This window comes from Streptomyces sp. B6B3, assembly GCF_039871525.1.
GTDB lineage: Bacteria > Actinomycetota > Actinomycetes > Streptomycetales > Streptomycetaceae > Streptomyces.
The window spans coordinates 460420-482182 of record NZ_JBDPLU010000005.1 but is presented as its reverse complement, the minus strand read 5'-3'; the positions used below and the strand labels follow the sequence as shown (position 1 = coordinate 482182).

16 protein-coding genes are annotated in these 21763 nt (G+C 71.3%); 6 read left to right on the top strand and 10 right to left on the bottom strand.

Annotated elements, in window-relative coordinates:
• Window positions 1–95: 95 nt before the first annotated feature.
• Window positions 96–2207, bottom strand: a complete 2112-nt coding sequence (locus ABGB06_RS14650) for a DNA topoisomerase IV subunit B (RefSeq protein ID WP_347589140.1) — start codon at window positions 2205–2207, stop codon at window positions 96–98.
• A 60-nt stretch (window positions 2208–2267) separates the two neighbouring features.
• Complete coding sequence (gyrB, locus tag ABGB06_RS14645; protein WP_347589138.1) at window positions 2268–4316, bottom strand: DNA topoisomerase (ATP-hydrolyzing) subunit B; 2049 nt, start codon at window positions 4314–4316, stop codon at window positions 2268–2270.
• 379 nt (window positions 4317–4695) lie between these two features.
• On the opposite strand from gyrB, the gene ABGB06_RS14640 reads away from it, so the two are divergent.
• The 3 genes from ABGB06_RS14640 (at window position 4696) to ABGB06_RS14630 (ending at window position 6832) form a co-directional block, all read left to right on the top strand.
• Entirely contained in the window at window positions 4696–4953 is a 258-nt protein-coding gene (locus ABGB06_RS14640) for a hypothetical protein (protein ID WP_347589136.1), read from the top strand.
• A complete protein-coding gene (locus ABGB06_RS14635; RefSeq protein WP_347589134.1) occupies window positions 4950–5156 on the top strand; it encodes a winged helix-turn-helix transcriptional regulator in 207 nt (68 codons plus the stop codon). Before ABGB06_RS14640 ends, ABGB06_RS14635 begins: the two co-directional genes overlap by 4 nt.
• 221 nt (window positions 5157–5377) lie before the next feature.
• A complete protein-coding gene (locus ABGB06_RS14630) occupies window positions 5378–6832 on the top strand; it encodes an arylsulfotransferase family protein (protein WP_347589132.1) in 1455 nt (484 codons plus the stop codon).
• An 84-nt stretch (window positions 6833–6916) separates the two neighbouring features.
• On the opposite strand, the gene ABGB06_RS14625 is transcribed toward ABGB06_RS14630, so the two are convergent.
• Window positions 6917–10405 (bottom strand): NB-ARC domain-containing protein, encoded by a 3489-nt coding sequence (locus ABGB06_RS14625; RefSeq protein WP_347589130.1) that lies wholly within the window; start codon window positions 10403–10405, stop codon window positions 6917–6919.
• A gap of 148 nt (window positions 10406–10553) precedes the next feature.
• Here ABGB06_RS14625 and ABGB06_RS14620 point away from each other — a divergent pair, with 148 nt between their 5' ends.
• Complete coding sequence (locus tag ABGB06_RS14620; RefSeq protein ID WP_347589128.1) at window positions 10554–10982, top strand: hypothetical protein; 429 nt, start codon at window positions 10554–10556, stop codon at window positions 10980–10982.
• 42 nt (window positions 10983–11024) lie between these two features.
• Here the strand turns inward: ABGB06_RS14620 and ABGB06_RS14615 are convergent, their stop codons facing one another.
• Window positions 11025–12890: a rhamnogalacturonan lyase gene (locus tag ABGB06_RS14615; protein WP_347589126.1), complete on the bottom strand. Its 1866-nt coding sequence runs from the start codon at window positions 12888–12890 to the stop codon at window positions 11025–11027.
• A gap of 322 nt (window positions 12891–13212) precedes the next feature.
• Here ABGB06_RS14615 and ABGB06_RS14610 point away from each other — a divergent pair, with 322 nt between their 5' ends.
• A complete protein-coding gene (locus ABGB06_RS14610) occupies window positions 13213–13758 on the top strand; it encodes a DoxX family protein (protein WP_347589124.1) in 546 nt (181 codons plus the stop codon).
• A gap of 25 nt (window positions 13759–13783) precedes the next feature.
• Here ABGB06_RS14610 and ABGB06_RS14605 read toward each other — a convergent pair whose 3' ends face one another.
• Entirely contained in the window at window positions 13784–15280 is a 1497-nt protein-coding gene (locus ABGB06_RS14605) for an MFS transporter (protein ID WP_347589122.1), read from the bottom strand.
• A 299-nt stretch (window positions 15281–15579) separates the two neighbouring features.
• Here ABGB06_RS14605 and ABGB06_RS14600 point away from each other — a divergent pair, with 299 nt between their 5' ends.
• A complete protein-coding gene (locus ABGB06_RS14600) occupies window positions 15580–16155 on the top strand; it encodes a helix-turn-helix domain-containing protein (protein ID WP_347589120.1) in 576 nt (191 codons plus the stop codon).
• 141 nt (window positions 16156–16296) lie between these two features.
• On the opposite strand, the gene ABGB06_RS14595 is transcribed toward ABGB06_RS14600, so the two are convergent.
• From ABGB06_RS14595 to ABGB06_RS14575, 5 genes are all read right to left on the bottom strand, one after another.
• Window positions 16297–17499: a cytochrome P450 gene (locus tag ABGB06_RS14595; protein ID WP_347589118.1), complete on the bottom strand. Its 1203-nt coding sequence runs from the start codon at window positions 17497–17499 to the stop codon at window positions 16297–16299.
• 75 nt (window positions 17500–17574) lie between these two features.
• Complete coding sequence (locus tag ABGB06_RS14590) at window positions 17575–18138, bottom strand: ATP/GTP-binding protein (RefSeq protein ID WP_347589116.1); 564 nt, start codon at window positions 18136–18138, stop codon at window positions 17575–17577.
• Entirely contained in the window at window positions 18128–18616 is a 489-nt protein-coding gene (locus tag ABGB06_RS14585) for a DUF742 domain-containing protein (RefSeq protein ID WP_347589114.1), read from the bottom strand. The genes ABGB06_RS14590 and ABGB06_RS14585 overlap by 11 nt, the downstream gene beginning before the upstream one ends.
• Entirely contained in the window at window positions 18613–19023 is a 411-nt protein-coding gene (locus ABGB06_RS14580) for a roadblock/LC7 domain-containing protein (protein ID WP_347589112.1), read from the bottom strand. The genes ABGB06_RS14585 and ABGB06_RS14580 overlap by 4 nt, the downstream gene beginning before the upstream one ends.
• 13 nt (window positions 19024–19036) lie before the next feature.
• Window positions 19037–21529: a nitrate- and nitrite sensing domain-containing protein gene (locus ABGB06_RS14575; protein ID WP_347589110.1), complete on the bottom strand. Its 2493-nt coding sequence runs from the start codon at window positions 21527–21529 to the stop codon at window positions 19037–19039.
• Window positions 21530–21763: the final 234 nt, after the last annotated feature.

Genomic DNA, 21763 nt, shown 5'->3' with positions numbered 1-21763 from the left:
GCCCCCGTCCCCCGTGCCCCTCCCCGTCAGCACCGCCCACCACACCAGCCACGCCGCCGCCCTGGGCGGCTTCTGACCAGCGCCCGGCGCCCTGGTCAGGTGTCGATCCGGGACCGGTCCAGGGTCGCCGCCGAGCGGGAGATGAACTCCTTGCGGGGCGCCACGTCGTTGCCCATGAGCAGGTCGAACACCCGCTCCGCCGCTTCGAGGTCGGCGAGGTTGATCCGGCGCAGGGTGCGGCGGCGCGGGTCCATGGTCGTCTCGGCCAGTTGGTCGGCGTCCATCTCGCCGAGGCCCTTGTAGCGCTGGACGGAGTCCCGGTACCGGATGTTCCTGCTCCGGAACTCCGTCAGCCTGTCGCGCAGTTCACGGTCCGAGTAGGTGTAGATGTACCTGTCCTCGCCCTTCCTCGGCTGGACCAGCTCGATGCGGTGCAGCGGCGGCACCGCGGCGAACATCCGGCCCGCCTCGACCAGGGGACGCATGTAGCGCTGGAAGAGCGTCAGCAGCAGGCAGCGGATGTGCGAGCCGTCGACGTCGGCGTCGGTCATCATGATGACCCTGCCGTAGCGGGCCGCGTCGAGGTCGAAGGTCCGCCCGGAGCCCGCCCCTATGACCTGGATGATCGCGCCGCATTCGGCGTTCTTCAGCATGTCGGTCACGGACGACTTCTGGACGTTGAGGATCTTGCCGCGGATCGGCAGCAGCGCCTGGAACTCGGAGTTCCGGGCGAGCTTCGCCGTGCCGAGCGCGGAGTCTCCCTCGACGATGAACAGCTCGCTGCGCTGGACGTCGTCGCTGCGGCAGTCGGCGAGCTTGGCGGGCAGCGCCGAGGACTCCAGGGCCGTCTTGCGGCGCTGCGCGTCCTTGTGCTGGCGGGCGGCGATACGCGTGCGTGCGGCGGCGACGGCCTTCTCCAGGACCACCCGGGCCTGCGCGGCGGTGTCCCGCCTGGTGGAGGTGAGGAACGCTCTGAGCTCCCTGGACACCACGGTGTTGACGATCCGCCGGGCGGCGGACGTGCCGAGGACCTCCTTGGTCTGGCCCTCGAACTGCGGCTCGGCGAGGCGCACGGTGACCACCGCGGTGAGGCCCTCGAGGGCGTCGTCCCTGACGATGTCGTCCTCGGCGACCCGCAGCAGCTTCCTGGTTCGCAGGGCCTCGTTCACCGTTCTGGCGACGGCCTGTTCGAAGCCCGCGACGTGGGTGCCGCCCTTGGCGGTGGCGATGACGTTGACGAAGGACCGGAGCGTGGTGTCGAAGCCGGTGCCCCACCGCAGCGCCACGTCCACGCCGAGCTCTCGGACGACCTCGGTGGGCGTCATCTCGCCGTGCTCGTCCAGGACCGGGACGGTCTCCTTGAAGGTGCCCTGGCCGGTCAGGCGGAGCACGTCGCAGACGGGCCTGTCGCTCGCCAGGTACGCGCAGAACTCGCTGATGCCGCCGTCGAAGCGGAACGACTCCTCGCCCTTGCTGCCACCCTCGCCGAGGCCGTACTCGTCGCGGACGACGATGGTCAGGCCGGGCACCAGGAAGGCGGTCTGGCGGGCGCGCTGGTGCAGCGTGTCGAGGGAGAGCCTGGCGCCCCTGAGGAAGATCTGGCGGTCGGCCCAGTAGCGCACGCGCGTGCCGGTGCGCGCTTCGGGGATCCCGGGCGTCCTGCGCAGCCCCCGGGCGGGGGTGAAGGGCGCGTCGGGTCCGGGGCCGGCGTAGCTGCCGGGGGCGCCGTGGCGGAAGCTGGTGTGGTGGGTGTGGCCGTGCCGGTCGACCTCGACGTCGAGCCGGGCGGACAGGGCGTTGACGACGGAGGCGCCGACGCCGTGCAGACCGCCGGAGGCCGCGTAGGAGCCGCCGCCGAACTTTCCGCCGGCGTGCAGCTTGGTGTAGGCGATCTCGACGCCGGACAGGCCGGTGCGGGGTTCGGTGTCCACGGGGATGCCGCGGCCGTTGTCGCGCACCTCCACCGAGCCGTCGTCGTGCAGGATGACGTCGATCCGGTCGCAGGCCCCGGCGAGTGCCTCGTCGACGGAGTTGTCGATGAGCTCCCACAGGCAGTGCATCAGACCCCGGCTGTCGCTGGAGCCGATGTACATGCCCGGGCGTTTGCGCACGGCCTCGAGTCCTTCGAGCACCATGAGATGCCGTGCGGTGTAGTCGGAGCCGTCCTGCGGGCGGCCGACCGTGGCGGGGGCGGGGAACGTGCTCACGCGGTGCTCTCCTCAGCAACAGACAGACGGTGGGGGCGGGGCGGGGCGGCGCGCGGCGGATCAGACGTCGAGGAAGCGGACGTCCCTGGCGTTGCGCTGGATGAAGTGGCGGCGTGCCTCGACGTCCTCGCTCATCAGGACGGAGAACAGGTCGTCGGCGACGGCCGCGTCGTCGAGGGTGACCTGGCCCAGGACCCGGTGGTCGGGATCCATGGTGGTCACGCGCAGTTCCTCGGCGTTCATCTCGCCCAGGCCCTTGAAGCGCTGGATGGAGTCGTCCCTGACGCGGCGGCCGGCCCGCCGGCCCCGATCGAGGAGCAGATCGCGTTCGCGGTCGGAGTAGGCGTACTCGACGTGGTCCCGGCTCCACTTGATCTTGTAGAGCGGGGGGCGGGAGAGGTAGACGTGGCCCCCTTCGATGAGCGGCCGCATGAAGCGGAAGAGGAAGGTCAGCAGCAGCGTGTTGATGTGCTGACCGTCGACGTCCGCGTCCGCCATCAGGATGATCTTGTGATAGCGGAGCCTGGTGATGTCGAAGTCCTCGTGCACGCCCGCGCCGAACGCGGAGATCATCGCCTGGATCTCCTGGTTGTGCAGGGCCTTGTCGATCCTCGCCTTCTCGACGTTGAGGATCTTGCCGCGGATCGGGAGGATCGCCTGGAACCGCGGGTTGCGGCCGGACTTCGCCGAACCGCCGGCGGAGTCGCCCTCGACGATGAAGATCTCCGCCTGCGCGGGGTCGCTGGACTGGCAGTCGGCCAGCTTGCCCGGCAGCGCCGCGGACTCCAGCAGGCCCTTCCGGCGGGTCAGGTCGCGCGCCCTGCGGGCCGCGACCCGGGCGGTGGCCGCCTGGATGGCCTTGCGCACGATGTCGGCCGCCTCGTTCGGGTTGCGGTCGAACCAGTCGGTCAGGTGCTCGTGCACGACCTTGTGCACGAAGGTGCGCGCCTCGGTGTTGCCGAGCTTGGTCTTGGTCTGGCCCTCGAACTGCGGCTCGCCGAGCTTGGCCGAGATGATCGCGGTCAGGCCCTCGCGGATGTCCTCGCCGGCGAGGTTCCCGTCCTTGTCCCGCAGCAGCTTCCTGACCCGCGCGTAGCGGTTGACCACGGTGGTCAGCGCCGTGCGGAAGCCCTCCTCGTGGGTGCCGCCCTCATGCGTGTGGATGGCGTTGGCGTAGGAGTAGACACTGTCGGCGTACCGGCCGTTCCACTGCAGCGCGACCTCGACCGACAGCAGCCGCCCTGCGTCCTCGGCCTCGATGGTGATCACCGAGGGGTGGACCGGCTCGCCCTTGCGGGCGTTGAGGTGGGCGACGAAGTCGGTGATGCCGCCGTCGTAGCGGTACGAGACCGTCTTCGCCGGCTGCTCCTCGGCGGCGTCCGAGCCGGCCTCGTCGGCCCCGGCCGTGGCGCGCGCGGACGGCCGTTCGTCGGTCAGGCTCAGGGTGAGCCCCCGGTTGAGGAACGCCATCTCCTGAAAGCGCCTGGCCAGCGTCTCGAAGGAGTACTCGGTGGTCTCGAAGATCGTCCCGTCCGCCCAGAAGGTCAGCGACGTGCCCGTACGGGAGGTGGCTTCGCGGCGGGCGGGCGGGGCGGCCGGGGCACCGTCCTTGTAGTCCTGCGTCCACCGGTGGCCCTCGGTCCAGATCTCCACCGACAGCCGGGTCGACAGGGCGTTCACCACCGACAGGCCCACACCGTGCAGACCGCCGGAGACCGCGTAACCCCCGCCCCCGAACTTCCCGCCCGCGTGCAGCGCGGTCAGCACGACCTCGACGGCCGGCCGCTTCTCCACCGGATGCATGCCCACCGGGATGCCGCGGCCGTTGTCGACCACCCGCACGCCGCCGTCGGCCAGGATCGTCACGTCGATCCGGTCGGCCACCCCCGCCAGCGCCTCGTCCACGGAGTTGTCCACGAGCTCCTGCACGAGGTGGTGCAACCCTCGTTCGCCGGTGGAGCCGATGTACATCCCGGGCCGCTTGCGTACGGCGTCGAGACCGTCCAGGACGGTGATCGCGTTGGCGTCGTAGAGACCGGAGGGGTCGGCGGCGGAGGGGTCGGCGGCGGTGTCGGGATCGGTGTCGGCGCGAGTGCCGTGAGTGGTCACAGATGCTCTCTTTCGGGCATGGCAGACCGCGCTCCCGCATGACGGTGCGGGAGCGGCCGGACATCTGTCGGGACGGGAGGACACGGCAACCCGAAGAGGACCCCGAGTCCGCGGTACCGGGGCCAGCGATTGCCGGAACACCGCCCAGATTACCGGAGCAGCCACGCACCCATCCGTCGCGAAGACCTCTACGCTCCTCCGTGACGCCCGATCTCCCCATGAGTCGATCCCCCCCGCGTTCGATCCAAGAAAACGCGGGAGAGTGACGCACAGGGCCATCCTGACGCCCTGCCGAGCCGGGGCACAGACACTTTCTTCGCCGCGACACGCCGGACATTGCGCGTGCGCAGATAATCGAACACATGTTTCAATACTGGGCATGGCGCACCACGGCTTTCCTCCCGACCTGATCCGCGACCAACACGACTGGAACCGCGTCTACGAGGCCCTCGCCGCCGCCCCACCCGGGATCGGCACGACGGTGCTGCGCCGGCGGCTGCTGCGGCTGTCCTGCCGCATCGCCTGCCACCCCTTCTGGGCCGACCGCCGATCGGCGGCGACCTGGGCCCAACTACGCCGCCACGTCCGCGAGCACGAGCAGCCGGACGCGCACCCCCTGGTCATGAGGGCGGCGTGACGGAGCGGCAGGAGGACATCGTGCGGGCGATCAGGGACGCCATCGCCGAACACGGCTACGCCCCCACCGTCCGGGAGATAGCCCACGCCGTCGGCCTGTCCAGCGCCTCCACCGTGCTGTACCACCTCCGCCGACTCGAACGCCAGGGCATCATCCGCCGCGACGACCACCGCACCGCCCGCCGCTACCGCCCGGCCAACTGACCCGACCGACCGCGCGCGAAACCGAGGGCGGTCTGGTCGGGGGAGGCGACGGCGGTCCACCAGGGCTGGTCGGCGCGCCGCGTGGCAACACAACATCCGCACAGGGAGAAAGCCCTGATCAGGGACTTACTCAAGATTGCGCATTGTTGCGAACACGTCAACCCGCTGAGTACAGTCACCGGTGGGGGCTGGGACGACCTTCCAGCCAAGGAGATTCACCCGTGCGTCCCTTATGGACAAGTGCACTGGCCCGGTCCCTCGTCACGTCGGTCGCCGGTGCGGCGCTGATCGTGCCTCTCGCCTCCGTGGCCAGCGCTTCCGACAACGACCCGCGGCTCGCCGTCGCACCGCTCCCCGCGCTCGACGCGTCGGAGTACGTCACCGTCGACGAGCCCCTGGCCGCCGCCCTCACCACCACGCGGACCGGCCAGGAGGATCCCGGGTACCTGCTGACCGCACCCAGCACCTTCGGCGGCGGAGCCGCCGCCATCTACGACAACGCCGGCCAGGTCATCTGGGAACGCCCCGGCAGCTACTTCAACTTCGAGCAGATCGAGTGGCAGGGCCAGCCCGCGCTGACCCTGTACGACGTGGCCCGTGGCGTGCACCTGGTGCTGAACGAGTCGTACCAGGAGATCGCCACCATCCAGCTGCAGAACCAGCCGACGGACGGCCACGCGATCGCGTTCAGCCCCGACGGCACCCGCGTCCTCGTCGAGGGCTGGGTCCAGCAGAGCATCGACCTCAGCCCGTGGGGCGGGCCGACCAACGGCACGATCCTGAACGTGGTCATCCAGGAGCAGATCGTGGGGACCGGCCAGGTCACCTTCGAATGGGACGCCCTGGACCACATCGAACCCGGCGAGACCACGGAGCCGATGAACGGGTTCGGCGACCTGTTCCACGCCAACGCCCTGCAGTACGACTCCGACGGGAACATCCTCGTCAACTTCCGCAACACCAGCACCGTCTACAAGATCGACATCGACACCGGTGAGATCATCTGGCGCTTCGGCGGCGAGCAGAGCGACTTCACGTTCTCCGGCGGCACGGCCAGCATGCCCAGCTACCAGCACGACGCGCGGCGGCTGCCGGACGGCCGGCTGTCGGTGTTCGACAACGGCAACACCCACAGCCCGCAGCAGTCCCGGAGCGCGATCTACACCATCGACGAGTCGTCCATGACGGCCACCCTCTCCCAGGAGTTCCGCGCCAACCCGGCGGCGTACACACCGTTCATCGGCAGCAGCCGCCAGGTGCCCAACGGGAACCAGCTGGTCGACTTCGGCACCACCGGTCGGCTGGTCGAGTTCTCCCCCACCGGCCAGCAGGTCTTCACCGGCCAGTTCGGCTCTGGCTCGTCGTCCTACCGCGCCGACCGGACCGACGACTGGACCGGCACCCCGGCCGCCGCGCCGGAGGTCGTCGTCGGCGACGCCGCCGCGGACGGCAGCCGGACCCTGAACGTCAGCTGGAACGGCGCCACCGAGGTCGACAGTTGGCGCATCCAGGCCGGGGCCAGCGAGGACGCCCTGACCACGCTCGGCACCACCCCGAAGACCGGCTTCGAGACGGCGGCCCGGATCTCGGCGCCCACGGACGCCGACGTCTTCCGGGTCACCGCCCTCGACGCCGCCGGCAACCCGCTCGACAGCCACACCCTCACCACCTCCTGATCCACGAGTCCACGAGCGCGCCGACCGGGCCCAGGCGGGGGCCCGCGTCGGCCTTCCGCGTCCTTACCGCGGGCCTGCCGACCATCACGGGACGGGCACGCCTGACCGGAAGTCGAATCCGAACAGACCGCCCCGCCCTCCCACGAAGATCGCCGCGCCGTCGGGGCTCCACGCACAGCACCGCACATGACTCTCGATACGCATCTGTGTGACCAGCGTTCCGCTCGCCGGGTCCCAGACCCGTATCGAGCCGTCGTCACCTCCCGTGGCCAGCCACCTGCCGTCCGGGCTGAAGGAGACGGCGTTGACATGGCGTTCGTGGCCGGAGAGAGCCATGCGGAGGGACCCGGCGGCGGAATCCCACAGCCGCACCAGCGGATCTTCGCCGACGGTGGCGAGCAACGCTCCGTCCGGGCTGAAGGCAACCGCGCTGACATTTCTCTCATGACTGGAAAGCACGTGCACCCGCTGCCGGGAGACCGTGTTCCAGACGGACACGAGGCCGCTCTCCCCGGCGACAGCCAACCGAGTGCCCTCCGGGCAGAACGCGAGTGCCCGATCCTGTCTCCACTCGCCCCTGAGGCCCTGGACGAACTCGCCGTCCGCATCCCAGATCCGGATCCGGCCGGTGTCCTCGAGCGTCGCCAGCTGCGCCCCGTCCCAGCTGAAGGTCGCCGCCTGTGTTCTGTCGTAGTCGGAAAGACTGCTGACCAGGCTCCCCGAAGTGGCGTCCCAGATCGACACGGAGCCGTCCTCACCAACGGTGGCGAGTCGAGTTGCGTCCGGCCTGAACACCACCGCTCGAACGCCCGCTATGTAGCTGGTGAGCGTGAGAAGAGGGGCACCACTCGACGCCTCCCGGATGCGCACGGCGCCGTCGTCGTCCGCACTCGCCAGGCGGGCGCCCTGCGCGACGGCGACCGACCGCACTCCGTTTCCGTCACCGGCGAGCGCGCGAGCGTTCGGATTCCAGATGCGGACCGAGCGGTCGTAGCCCGCCGTGGCGAGCCGCGTCCCGTCGGGACTGAACGCCACCGCGTTGACATAGTCCACATGGCCGCCGAGCGTGTGCAGCAGGCGACCGGTGTGCGGGTCCCAGATGCGGACCGAGCGGTCGTAGCCCGCCGTGGCCAGCCGCGTCCCGTCGGGACTGAACGCCACCGCGTTGACATAGCCGGTGTGGCCCAGGAGCGTACGCGGCGGACGGTCGACCGCGGTCGGATCCCAGATGCGCACCAAGCGGTCCTCCCCGGCGGTGGCGAGCCGCGTTCCGTCGGGACTGAACGCCACCGCGCGAACGGCCCCCGGCCCGGCCGTGAGCACGTGGAGGTCGACGGCGGTCTCCGGGTCCCAGATGTGCACCATGCCCTCTCCACCGGCGGTGGCAAGCCGCTCCCCGCCCGGGCTGAAGGCCAGGGCACGCACCTCCCGTCGGTTCACGGGCAGCGTGCGGAGGCGTGCGCCGGCGGCGTCCCAGATCGACACCGAACCGTTCTCACAGACGGTGGCCAGCCGCGTCCCGTCGGGACTGAACGCCACCGTCTTCAGCCCTGCGGCCTCTCCGATCGCCGTCCGTGTCAGGCTGCCGGTGGCCACCTCCCACATGCGCGCCGATCCGTCGGCGCCGACGCTGACGAGGCTTGTTCCGTCGGGGCTGAACGCCACCGCGTTCACGTAGCCTTCGTGACCCGTCAGCGTCCGCAGAAGAGTTCCGGTGGCCGGGTCCCACGTCCGCACGACCTCGTCATCGCATGCGGTCGCCAGCGACGTCCCGTCGGGGGAGAAGGCCAGAGCACGCACGCCATCCGAACCTCCGGTCAGGATCCGCAGCAGGGCCGGGTCAGGCAGGTCGGGCGGTGGCCATCTGTTGAGGAGAGCGGGCTGGCCCACGACACACGGTTGGTCATGCCAGCGCGCGAGGGCACCCAGCCGGCTGCCCAGCACCGCGTTGAGCGCGTGCGCCGGCTCACCCGTGGGAGCGAGCAGATGGGCGGCCCGTGCCAGGTCTCCGGCAAGCGTCTGAGCGATCGGCGTGCCGATCCGGTCCAGATCGCGCCATGGCGCCGTGGGGCCGCGCTGATGTAACCGGGTCCGCACCCACCGCAGGTCGCTGGTCAACGCCTCGGCCTCCGCGACACGTCCGGCGTCCAGCAGATGCTCCACCAGGTGGTCGAGGAGATATCCATCCGTGATCCGCCACCATGCCGGCCCGTTCCCCATGTTGACACCGGTGTCGGTGCCCGACGACGGAAGGCTGGGCAGCGTGGCGGCGACGCCGTCGAGCAGTGCGGCGTTGACCGATGGTAGGCCGCCGGCCAGTTCCGCTCGCAGGTAGTCACGGACGACGTCGTGCAGCGCCAGCACCCCGCCGGGCACCGAGGCGTCGAGCGATACCAACGAGAGTTCGGCCATCTGCATGCAGAGCGCCCGAGCCCGCGGTTCGTCGAGGTCACCAGTCGCCCGCCACAGGAGCGTCACCAGGGGTAAGGGAACGATCTCGTCCTCGGCGAAGATCCCGAGCTCCGCGAACCGCCGGCCGCCACCGGCCGGCAACAGCTCCGTCGCGGCCTGGATGCTCGCCCGCACCGCCGTGTTCCTGCGGTCCGGGTCGTCCAGGTCCAGAGGCACGTCCGGATCGGCTCCCGCGGGGCCGAGGGCGCGGAGCCGAGCGAGGATCGTCTGGGCGGCGGTGACGGGCGACGCTCCCGTCGCCGCCTGGACCGCGACGAGTTGGTTGACCAGTCGCAGCAGCAGAGCCCACCGCCCGGTCGCCTTCACCAGCGATTCCACCAACGGACCGGGCAGCGTGCCGGCCAGGTTGTAGCTGAGTACGGCATGAGCCTGCTCCGGCGACATCCGGTCCACCATGATTCGGGTGGCCTCGGGCGGCAGAACGGTCGGCCTGCGCGTCGTCACCAGCCGAACGCACTGGCCCTGCGCGCCGTGGAGGAACGGCTCCAGTTGCTCCGGTTCCCAGACGTCGTCGATCACCAGCAACGTCCGGGGGCGCCGGGCCAGCAGACGCCCGAGGTGAGCGCCGGCCTGGTCGGGGTCCTGCCCCGTGTCCAGGGAGTCACCCGTGATGAACCGGGTCGCCTCCACCACCTTGGCCGCGATCGCCGCCCGGCCCCTTATGTTGCGGCCCACGGTGACGAAGTAGACGCGGCCACGAAAACGTCGACGAACTCTCGGGTGGGCACAGACCACCTGCGCCAACGTCGTCTTTCCGAATCCGCCCGCACCGTGAAGGCCGGTGGTGATGCCGACGGCGGAGGTTCGTCCACGACCACAGACCGCCGCGACGACCTGCTCGGCCTCCTGCCGATCCACCACCCATGCCGGCACCGTCAACGCCGGCGGTGGCGGCGGGCCGCCGGTCACGGAGCCGACGCCCGCACCCGACCTCAACGAGACGACCAGCGCCACGACTCCCGCCGCACCACCCAGAACGCTGGCCACCGGATCGGCCGCGTCCCATCCGCCGCGCACGGCGGTCGCGCCCAGCCATACCCCTCCCGCAACGCTCAGCGCGATCCCTGCCTGGCTGAGCCACCACCCACCCCGGAGCCTCACAGCCCCGATCCTTCCGTCGCGTTGGCCGCTCGTCTACTCCCGCGGCGAGCCGCCCGCACGCCCCGGGCGGAGCCGTGCCGCATGCTGGAGCCGGGAGAGCGCAACGAGGCCCGGCCCGCGGGCCGCACAACACCTCACGGAGGCCGGCATGACCGTGGTGACCCGCTTCGTCACGCATGTGGAGCTGGACGAGGGCGGCCTGGACGCCGGGCAGCTGTCGGTGTCGGCCCGGCTCACCGCCGCGCTCGCCGACGGCCGTGGCGTGACGTTGCTCGACGACCGGGGCTGGAGTTCCTGGCTGCACGGTGCCGGCGCGGACGAGGCGGCCGACGCCGGCTCGTGGGTCTCGGCCGAGGGGATCGAGGAGATCGAGGAGACGGCCCGGATGGTGGTCGGCCCGGACGAGCCCTTCGACGGCATGACCCAGGCGGAGGCGGCGGCCGCCCACTGGGCGTACCTGGCCGACATCCTGGTCCGGCGGGGCGTTGCCGCGGACGCCGGGGAGCTGGCCGGGCTCCCGCACGACGTCGTGTTCGGCCCGCGGCTCCGCGCCGCGATCGCCCGGCCCGGTACGTGACCGGGCCGGGCGCCGCGCGTGTGTCAGGGGCCAGGGACGGCGCTAGGGACGGGGCGCGGTGCCCATTCCGGCGCCGAGGTAGAAGCTGGGGTGCGGGGGCTGGTTGTAGGCGGTGTTCTGCCAGGCCAGGCCGGTGCGGTACTGCCGGTCCTGGAGCAGCGTGGTGATGCGGTAGTCGGTCTCGTACGGGGTGGAGTAGATCCGCAGCGCGCTGTTGTCGCTGGTGCGCCAGACGACCTCCTCGCGCCAGTCGCCGAGGATGTCGCCGGAGATCACGGGGGTGGCCTTGGTGCCGTTGTTGGACGCCACGTTCGAACCGGTCAGCAGCCGAGTGTCGCCGCCGGTGCCGTACTTGTCGATATGGGTGCCGTCCAGCAGCTCACGGGTCAGGTCGCCGTCCCACCAGCTGAGGAAGTTGATGCTGGACGGTTCGCGGCCGACGGATCCGCCGGCGAGGTTGCGCAGGGTGCTGTCGGACGCGGACCAGAACTCCGCCCCGGCGTTCCCGGCGTAGATGTCGCCGGCCACGCCGCGGCCGTTGTCGGAGCCGCTGCCGGTGGTCCAGCCGATCTGGCCGTTCATGGGCTCGATGCGCAGCGAGGAGGGCTGGCTGCTCGACTCGGAGACCTTGAAGTACTCCAGGCCCGGGTCGTTCAGGTCGAAGTCGCCCAGGTGCTGGGCGTCGCCGTGGCCGGTGCGGGAGGTCCACAGCCCGTAGCCGTTGTCGTCGACGGCCATCGAACCGTAGACGATCTCGTCGCGGCCGTCCCGGTCGATGTCGCCGATGGACAGGCTGTGGCTGCCCTGCCCGTCGTAGCCCCTGCCGACGTTGGTGGAGCTGTTGGTGTCGAAGGTCCACTGGCGGGTCAGCTGGCCGTCGCGGAAGTTCCAGGCCGCGATCACGGACCGGGTGTAGTAGCCGCGGGCCATGATGATCGAGGGGCGCTCGCCGTCGAGGTAGGCGGTGCCGGCCAGGAAGCGGTCGACCCGGTTGCCGTAGTCGTCGCCCCAGGACGCGACGTTGCCGCGGGCGGGCACGTAGTCGACGGTGTCGAGGGCGGCGCCGGTGAGGCCGTCGAAGACGGTGAGGTACTCGGGTCCGGAGAGCACGTACCCGCCGGAGTTGCGGTAGTCGGCGCTGGAGCTGCCGATCACCTGGCCGGTGCCGGAGACGGTGCCGTCGGCGGTCTTCATGACGACCTCGGCGCGGCCGTCGCCGTCGTAGTCGAAGACCTGGAACTGCGTGTAGTGGGCGCCGGAGCGGATGTTGCGGCCCAGGTCGATGCGCCACATCCGCTCGCCGGAGAGGGTGTAGGCGTCGATGATGGTGTTGCCGGTGTAGCCGGACTGGGAGTTGTCCTTGGCGTTGGTCGGCTGCCACTTGAGGACGAACTCCAGCGTGCCATCACCGTCGAGGTCGCCGACGGAGGCGTCGTTGGCCTCGTAGGTGTAGCTGGAGCCGTTCACCGAGCCGCCGGACGGGGGCTGGATCGGCACGTCGTAGTAGCCGGGGCGGAACTGGATGGCGTGCGGGGAGAACTCCTGCTCCACGCCGCCGACGACCGCGCGGACCCGGTAGTCGGCGCTGTTGGGGGCGTCCTGGTGCAGGAAGTTGGTCGAGTCGGTGATCGGCTGGTCGTTCACCTTCAGGTCGCCGCGGTACACGTTGAACGCGACGTCGTCGGGATCGCTGGCCAGATAGCGCCAGCTGACCAGGTTGTCGTCCCCGACGTGCACGCTGACCAGCCCGCGGTCCAGGGACTCGAGCTGGGCCAGGACCTCGGGGTCGTTCTCGGCGGGTGCCACGGCGGTCGCGGCGGGTGGCCCCGCGGCGAGCCCGGCGACGAGGGCGAAGCCCGCGAGCACCGTGCCGATCAGTGCCCGAGGGCCTCTTCGCACAGCAGACACGTTTCCTCCTCAGTGGGGGTGCCGGTTCAAGGCGATGTGAAGTCGCCGCGCAGGGGCAGAAAGGTTGCCGGCCGGAGACCGTCTCGTGTAACGATCAACTCGCAACGACGGGCCCGGCGCTCTTCGTGCCGCCATCGGGCAGGGCTTCACCCTGCTGGGGCGGGGGTCAGGGGGGTCCGGAGGGCTCGGGAGCAGGCGGCGGGGCGCGGGTACGGCCGGTTGCGTAGGCCGCTGACCGCCCGTCATACGACGCGCGGCGGCCCCGCCGGGGGAGGGCGAGGCTGACGGGACAGCCAGCCCACGTATCCCGGGGAGGCCGACCATGTCCCACCCGCCCGCCGCGCCCGCACCAGCCGCACCCGCACCCGCACCCGCTACGCCCACCGCGCCCGCCACCGCGCCGTCGGAACGGCTCGTCCGCCGGCTCGACGACCTCCGCCCGTACGTCCTCTCGCTCTTCCGCATCGTCGTCGGGCTGCTCTTCACCTGCCACGGCTTCGGTGCCCTCTTCGGCGTGATCGGCCCCGCCGCCGGACCGAACGAGATCGGGCCCGGCGGGCCCCAGATCGACACGGTGGAGGTGGGCGAGTGGCCGCTCTTCTACGCCGCGGTCATCGAACTCGTCGGCGGCGCCCTGCTGATGCTCGGGGTCGGCACCCGCGTCGTGGCGCTGCTCTGCTCGGGGGAGATGGCGTACGCCTACTTCACGGTGCACGCGGAGGTCGATCCGTGGCCGATCGACAACGGCGGCGAGATCCCGGCGTTTGACGCCTGGGCCTTCCTGCTCCTCGCCTGTACCGGACCCGGCGCGCTGGCCCTGGGCCGCCTCCGCCCACGGGCCGGGCGAGCCCGGCGGGCCCGCGCCTGAACGCGAGCCCGCCGATGCCCGAGGATCAGACGCGGGCCCCCGCCGGCCGAGACTGGCCCACCGGCGAGCCGCCCGTCTCGGCGCCCGTCTCGGCTCCGGTCTCGGCTCCGGTCTCGGCTCCGGTCTCGGCGCTCGTGCCGGCCGCCGGCCGGGTCCGGCCCGCGGCCGGCACGAACAGGGCGACCACGACGGCGGCCAGGCACATGGCGGTCAGCATCGCGAAGCCGCTGGTGAAGCCGCTCTCCCGGGGCAGGCCGCCCTCGCCCAGATGACCGGCGACGATGCTGCTCATCACCGCGGCGCCGATCGAGCCGCCGACGGTGCGGATGTTGGCGTTCATGCCGCTGGCGGCGCCGGTCTGGTGCGCGGGGACGCTGCGGACCGTCAGGTTGGTCATGGCGGAGTAGGCCAGACCGGCGCCGAGCCCGAAGAGGGCGGCGGCGACCGCGAGTTGCCAGCGCCCGTCGTGCCAGGTGGTCAACGCCAGGCCGGACAGGGCGCCGAAGGCCGAACCGGCGGCGAGCTGCGCCCGGGCGCTGAACCGGTGCTCGATCCGGCCGCTGAGCAGTCCGCCGACGAACATGGTGACGGTCATGGGGAGCATCAGCAGGCCCGTTTCCGTGACGCTGGCGCCCAGGCCGTAGCCGGTGCTCGGCGGGGTCTGGGCGAACTGCGGGACGAACACGAACATCGACAGCAGGCCCGCGCCGAACAGCAGCGCCGTGAGGTTGGTCCGCCAGACCACCGGCTGCCGCATGATCCGCATGTCGATCAGCGGGCTGGCGGACCGCGACTCGACGACCACCCACAGCACGAAGAGCAGCGCCGCCAGCACCAGCAGTCCGACGACCCGGGCGGAGCCCCAGCCCCACGAGGACGCCTGGCTGATGGGCAGCAGCAGGGCCACCAGCGCGGCCGACAACACCGCCGCGGCCGTGAAGTTGACGCGGCCCGGGCTGCGTATCGGCGATTCGGGGACGACCAGGTACGCCGCCAGCGTCGAGAGGGTGACGACGATCGCGGGCAGCCAGAACAGCCAGTGGTAGTCGAGGGTCTCGACCACGGGTCCGGCGAGCACGATGCCCAGGCCGCCACCGACGGCGAGGACGGCGGAGAACGTGCCGACGGCCGCGGCCATCCTGGCCGGCGGGAACTCGTCCCGGATGATGCCGAACGACAACGGGAAAACCGCCCCGCCGGCGCCCTGGATGACCCGGGCGAGGATCAGCACGCCGATGTTCGGCGCGAGGGCGGCCAGCACGCTGCCGACGGCCAGGGCCGAGGTCGCGGCCACCAGCGTGCGCTTCTTGCCGAGGATGTCGCCGACCCGGCCGAGGATCGGGGTGAACACCGAGGCCGAGAGCAGATAGGCGGTCATCACCCAGGTGACCGTGGACTGGCTCGTGCCCAGACTGCTCTGGATGACCGGCAGCGCCGGCGCGATGATCGACTGCAGGAGCGCGAAGACGCCGGCGCCGACCGCCAGAACGGCGAACGTGAGCTGGTGGTGCGTTCGTTTCACGTGAGGGTTCTTTCGCAGAGGACGATTCGTGAAGGACGATTCGTAAGGGAAGGAGCGCCGTCCCGGCCGGGGGCGGCGGTGGGCATGCCGGAGCCGGCCAGCGACGAGCGGGAGGGTGGGAAGGCGAGATGGTCGGGATCGGACGGGCGGGACGTGGTGCCCCGCGGCCCGTCCGGGGAGGCCGCGCCCGTGCCGCGGCGCTGTGGCACGACGAACCAGCCGTCACCTGTTAAAGTGGAGGCATGCCTCCACAATAGCGGAGGCACCCCTCCGATTACAACCCGGCTCAGGAGACCGCCATGGGAGACCCCGCAACGGGGCTGGCCGGCGCGGTGCGGCGACCGCGGCGCGCCGACGCCCGGCGCAACTTCGACGCCCTGCTCCGAGCGGCTCGCGAGGCGTTCGCCGAACACGGCACCGACGCGTCGCTGGAGGACGTCGCCCGCCGCGCGGGCGTGGGCATCGGCACGCTCTACCGGAACTTTCCGACCCGCCAGCACCTCTTCGAGGCGGTGTACGTCGGCGAGGTCGAGGAGCTGTGCCGGTCCGCGGAGGAGGCCGCGGAGCTGCCCCCGTGGGAGGCCCTGGCCAGCTGGCTGCGCCGCTTCGTCAGCTACTCGGCGACGAAGCGCGCCATCTACGAGGCGCTCAGCCGCGACTCCGAGATCGTGGCGACCTGCCGCACCTCCATCTACGCGGCCGGCGAGCCGCTGCTCGCCCGCGCCCAGCGCGCCGGCGAGGTGCGCGAGGACCTCGGCTTCGACGACCTGCTGCGTTTGATCAGCGGCATCACGGCCGCCCGCGTCACCGACGACGCGCAGCGGGACCGCATCCTCACCATCGCCCTCGACGGCACCCGCCCACGACAGCCCTGACCGCCCACCACGGCCCGCCCACCACGGAATGAGGACCGTGGTGGGCGGCCGCGGGTATCGGTTCAGACTGGATCAGTCCCGTGCAATCTGGTTGAAAAAGACTCAGTCAGCTCAGTCCAGATCAAACCAACCCAGCCCAGCTCAGGCCAGGGTGACGGTGACCGGGAGGTGGGCCCAGCCGCGGAGCAGGTTGTTGAGGCCACGGTAGGGCTCGCCGGTCACCTCGATGCGGCTGCAGTGCCTGGCGAGGGCGGCGAGGATGCTGCGCATCTCCAGGACGGCCAGGTGGTTGCCGGGGCAGATGTGCGGGCCGTCGCCGAGGGCGTGGTGGTCGGCGGCGTCCGCGCGGTCGATGTGGAACGTGTCGGCGTCCGGCCCCCACTTCCGCTCGTCGCGGCCGCTGGAGGCGTACATGAGCACCACCCGGGAGTCCTTGTCCAGGTGGGCGTCGCCGATGGTGACGGGGCGGGACAGCCGGCGGCCGAACGCGAGGATCGGGGACTCGAGGCGCAGCGCCTCGTGGGCCGCGTTCTCCGCGAGATCGGGCTCGGCGCGCAGCTGGTCGAACTGCCCGGGGTGCCTGCTGAGCTGCTCGATGGCGCTGGTCATGCCGAAGATCGTGTTGTCCATCCCGGCGGTGACGTAGGCGGCCATCAGCAGCACGACATCGTGCTCCTCGACCTCGCCGGCGTCGGCCGCCGCGTAGATGGCGCTCATCCACGAGTCCTCGGCCACCGTCTCGCGGGTGACCTGCTGGGCGAGGAAGCCCATCATGGCCCCGGTGACGGGGAGCGCCTGCTGCATGCGCTGGTTGTCGGGGCCGAGGCTGTCGAAGATGGTGGCGGCCTTCTCGATCAGCTCCTGCCGGGTCTGGCCCGGCAGCCCCATCAGGGACATCACGATGTCGGCGACGAGGGTCTGCGCCAGCTCGACGGCGTCGAACGTGCCGCGCGCGACGTACTCGGCGACCCGCTGGTCGGCGGTCCGCTCGACCCATTCGGTCAGCTTCCGTATGGAGCTGCGGTTGAGCTGCCGGGACAGCGGCTTCCGCAGCCGCTTGTGGGCCTCGCCGTCGCTGCCGAGCACCGACGCGTTGAGGAACTGCTCGTTGACCAGGTCGGTCAGGGCGACGCCGTCGCGGCTGCGGTAGGTGTCGCCGTCCCTGAGGGCCTCGTGGACCTCCTGGTAGCGGGTGAGGGCCCAGACGCCCTTGGCGACGTTGGGCAGCCAGACCGCCGGGCCCGTCTCGCGCAGGTCCGCGTAGACGGGATACGGGTCCTCCAGGACCTGGTCGGAGTAGATGTCGTAGGGAGACGTCGGCGTGGGGGCGGTGGTGGTCGTCATGGTGGCCTTTCCGTATGGCCTTTCTGTGCTGCGAGGAGTCCCGGCGGGGAAGGGGTGCTACAGGTGCTACAGGTGCTACACCGCGGTGACAGAGCGGAGGCGGTAGTCGACGAGCGCCACCAGGGCGTCCCTGGTCGACCCCGGGTCGCGCGCGTCCAGGCTGACGACCGGGATGTCCTCGGAGATCTGCAGCGCGGTGCGGACCGAGTCGGCGGGATAGGCGTACGAGCCGGGGAAGTCGTTGATGCCGACGATGAACGGCACCCCGCGCTGCTCGAAGAAGTCGACCGCGGGGAAGCAGTCGTCCATCCGGCGGGTGTCCGCCAGCACGATCGCGCCGATGGCGCCGCGGACCAGGTCGTCCCACATGAACCAGAACCGGTCCTGGCCCGGGGTGCCGAAGAGGTAGAGCACGATGTCGTCGCCCAGCGTGCGGCGGCCGAAGTCGAGCGCCACCGTGGTGGTGGTCTTCGTCGGGACCTGGCTGGTGTCGTCCATCGGCTCGCTGACGACCGTCAGCGGAGCCTCCGTCGACAGCGGCACGATCTCGCTGACGGCGCCCACGAAGGTCGTCTTGCCGACGCCGAAACCCCCCGCCACGAGGATCTTCATGGAGTCGGGCACGGGCCTAGATGGCATCGAGGAGACCCTTCTTTACTCGTTCGAGTAGGGCGTGGGTGACCACGGTGTCGCCGGTCATGTCCAGGGGGGAGCGGGTTTCGACGAGACCGTGGTGGCGGAGCGTGGCCACGACCGCGGCGGTCACGCTGACGGGCGCGCCGAGCTGGCTCGCCAGCTGGGCGACGGCGAGCGTGGTGCGGCAGAGCGCGAGCACGTGGGTGTACTGCGAGCCGGGCGGCGGAGGCCCTGCACCCGGCAGCGTGGTGACATGCGTGTCGATGCGGATGTCGGTGAAGTCCACGTCGTGCACCCGACCGCCGGTCACCGACCAGACGCGGGACCGGCGGTCGGGCGAGTACGCGTGGCGGTCGGCGTCGCGGTCGGGCAGACCCGGCCCGCCGGCGGGGTGGCGGTCGGAGTGGCGGTCGGAGTGGCGGTCGGGGGGAAACCGCTCCGGGGGGAAGTCCGAAGGGAAGAACGGGCCCGGCCCACTCACCAGGCTTTCCCTCCGGGCACGGGCTGCCGCTGCTCGGCGTCCAGCACCGGCGCCAGGCGCGTGGCGAGCAGCGACAGTTCGTAGCCGACGGTGCCGAGGTTGGCGGTGTGGGAGGCGCTGACCGCGATCTGGGACCGCTGACCGCAACGGGCCACGATGACGTAGCCCTCCTCCATGTCGATCAGGGTTCGTTTGACGGCACCGGCCTGCTCCTCGAAGGCGACGTGGTCGGCGATGCTGCCCAGCGAGGACGCCACGGCGGCCCGCCGCTGGGCGAAGTCCTCCTGCACCCCGCTCGCATAGAGCACCAGTCCGTCCTCGGAGAAGACGACCGCGCCGCGCACGCCGGCGATGTCCCTGATCTTCTCGTCCAGGAGCTTCTGTACCGCTGGGTTCTGCGTCGTCATGAGGCGGGTCTTCCTATGCGATGGTGTTGTCGTACTCAGCGGCGCGCGTGCCCTCCTGGAACGCGCCCCAGGAGGCGGCCACCTGGTCCGCGGCTTCCTCGCTGACCGGGGCGTACGTGCGGGGCGGCGGGGCCGTGGGCGTGGCCAGGGCGGACGCCATGTGGCTCCCGGGTTGCCGTCGCGGCAGCAGCGGAGCGCCGTTGGCGTCGAGCCGGATGGGCTCGCCGGGCTGGCCGGTCCGCGGCGCGATGGCGAGCGGGGAACGCGGTTCGCGCGGCTCGTGCGGTTCGCGCGGCTCGTGCTGCGTGGCGGCGGCCTGCTGATGCGCCCTGATGTTCCGCAACGACCGGATGCTCTGCGTCGTCCGGGGGGCGGGCGCGGGACTCGGCTCCGGAGCCGCCGGGGCCTGCCGCGGCCAGCCGTTCTGCTGGCCGTTCTGCTGGCCGTTCTGCTGAGGCCACTCGGCCGGCTCGGGCCACTCGTTCTGTTGCGCCCGGTCGTCCTGCTGGCCACGGAGGTCCTGCGGCGGCGGTGCCGAGTCGGCGCGCGGTGCCGGCTCGCCGCGGCGCGGCAGGCCCTGCTCCTGCGTCTGCTCCTGCCGCGGTTCCTGGAGTTGCTCCTGCTGGGGAGCGCGAACGGCGTGCGGCACCAGCACCACGGCCATGGTGCCGCCGTAGTCGGAGGGCCGCAGTCGCACCCGCAGGCCGTGTTGCCGGGCGAGGCGGCTGACCACGAAGAGACCGAGGCGGCCGTCGTGGTTCTGGGCCATGGAGTCGAAGGCCGGCGGATCGTCGAGCATCGCGTTGGCCTGCTCGTACTGTTCCAGGGCCATGCCGGTGCCCATGTCCTCGATCTCGATGGCGATGCCGTGCACGGGGGTGCGGCTGACCACCCGCACCTCGTCGCCGGAGAACTGCAGCGCGTTGTCGAGGAGCGCGGCCAGCACGTGCATCAGGCCGTTGACCACCTCGGGGCGGACCAGGATCTGGTCGCGCACCTTGTTGTTGACGCGCTGCGGGTCGTCGGTCTCGGCGGCCGCGTCGTGCACGAGGTCGGCCAGCGACATGGGCGTGTGGTACGGCTGCTTCTCGAAGCCGGCCAGCGTCAGGATGTTGTCCAGGTGCCGGCGGGTGGCCACGCCCCGCTGGTCGATGGCGATCAGGTCGGTGAGCAGTTCGGGGCTCTTGCCGTGCTTCCGCTCCAGGTCGTCGAGGAGGTTGAGCTGCAGCTCGACCAGGTTCAGCGCGCGCCCGCTGGTGGAGGCGACGAAGCCGGTGAAGCCTCGCCGGTCGGCGGCCTGCGCGGCGGCGATCTCGACGGCGGTCCGCTGCGAGGCGGCGAGCGCCCGGTGCAGGGCGGCGAACTCCATCCGCGCCTCGCTGGGCGGCGGGAACTCGGCCTGCGCGTCGACCGGTCGGCCCTCCCGGAGCTCCTCGACCACCTCGGGCAGCCGCTTGGCGGCCCGCTGCGCGCTGCTGGTGAGCCGGCGCAGCTGCTTGGTGATGGACCGGATCACTCCGACGATGAGGACGGCGATCAGCAGAATGGCGGCCAGGCTGCCGCCGGTCTGCCACAGCGCCCGTTCCCGGATGTCGTCCGCGATCCGGTCGGCGGTGACGAGGATCGCCTCGGTCTGCGCCAGGTTCAACTGCCCCATCTGCTGGGCGACCTGACCGTACGCGGCGTCCCACCCGGCCGCCTCGGGCGGCAGTTCCACCGTGCCGTTCTCCCCGGAGGCCGGCGCGCTGATCACCGCCCGTTCGATCTGCTGCATCGCCTGCCAGGGCTCGCTGGCGGTGATCTGGTCGTACACCTGCTGCGATTCGGGCGGCAGGTAGGGCACGATCCACCGCTCGTACATCACCCGCTGGGTGCCGTAGGCCTCGGCGAACTGCCGGCGGTGCTCCGCGCTCATCCCGCCGGAGGCGCGGGCCTCCGCGATGAGCATGTCCTCCACCGCCAGGCCCTCGGCGGCCCAGAAGAGCCCGACCAGCGGCCGGCCCTCGGCCGCGATCTCCGCCTCGTCGATCGTGGAGAGGGACTGGTAGAACTGCACCATCTGGGCCAGCAGTTCGGTGTAGTAGCCGATCAGCTCCGCCGGCTCCCCCGCCTGGTTGTCGGCCTGCTGGCGCACCTCCGGCATGCGGTCCAGCTGCGTGAGGACCCGCTCCACGAAGCCCCAGTCGTCGGGGTGGTCGGTGGCCAGCTCCGACTGTTCGAGGCTGCGGAAGATCTGGACGCCCTGGTCGGTGGTGCCCCGCGCCTCCTCCAGCGCCTGCCGGGCCTCGGAGTTGGGGTTGGCCAGGTAGACCGCGGTGGCCTTCCGCTCCATCTGGGCGCCGGTGTACAGCGGCAGGCTGTCCTTGCCTCCCTGGTCACCGACGGCGGCGTCCTCCCGAAGGGTGTCGTAGAGCCGCCAGTCCTGGAGGGCGTTGACGGCGAGGAGGGCGAGCAGGGCGCCGATGGCGATGACCGCGACCGCCGCCAGGCGGGCGCGCACGGTCATCCCTCGACCGCGTTTCGCGGACGCGCGTGGGGGAGTTTCTTCCGCGCTCGGGGTAGTCAATGGCAATCCTTGATCGTGGGGAGGGCTGCGGCGCCGCCGATGACGTGGGGCGCTGGGTTGCCGGTGAACGCGCACCGCGGGCCGATGGCGCGGTGGTGACGAAACGAGGGCCGTGGCTACACCGCACCCGCGGCGGGGGACGTGGGGTGGGTTTGCTACCGCGCTACCAGGGCG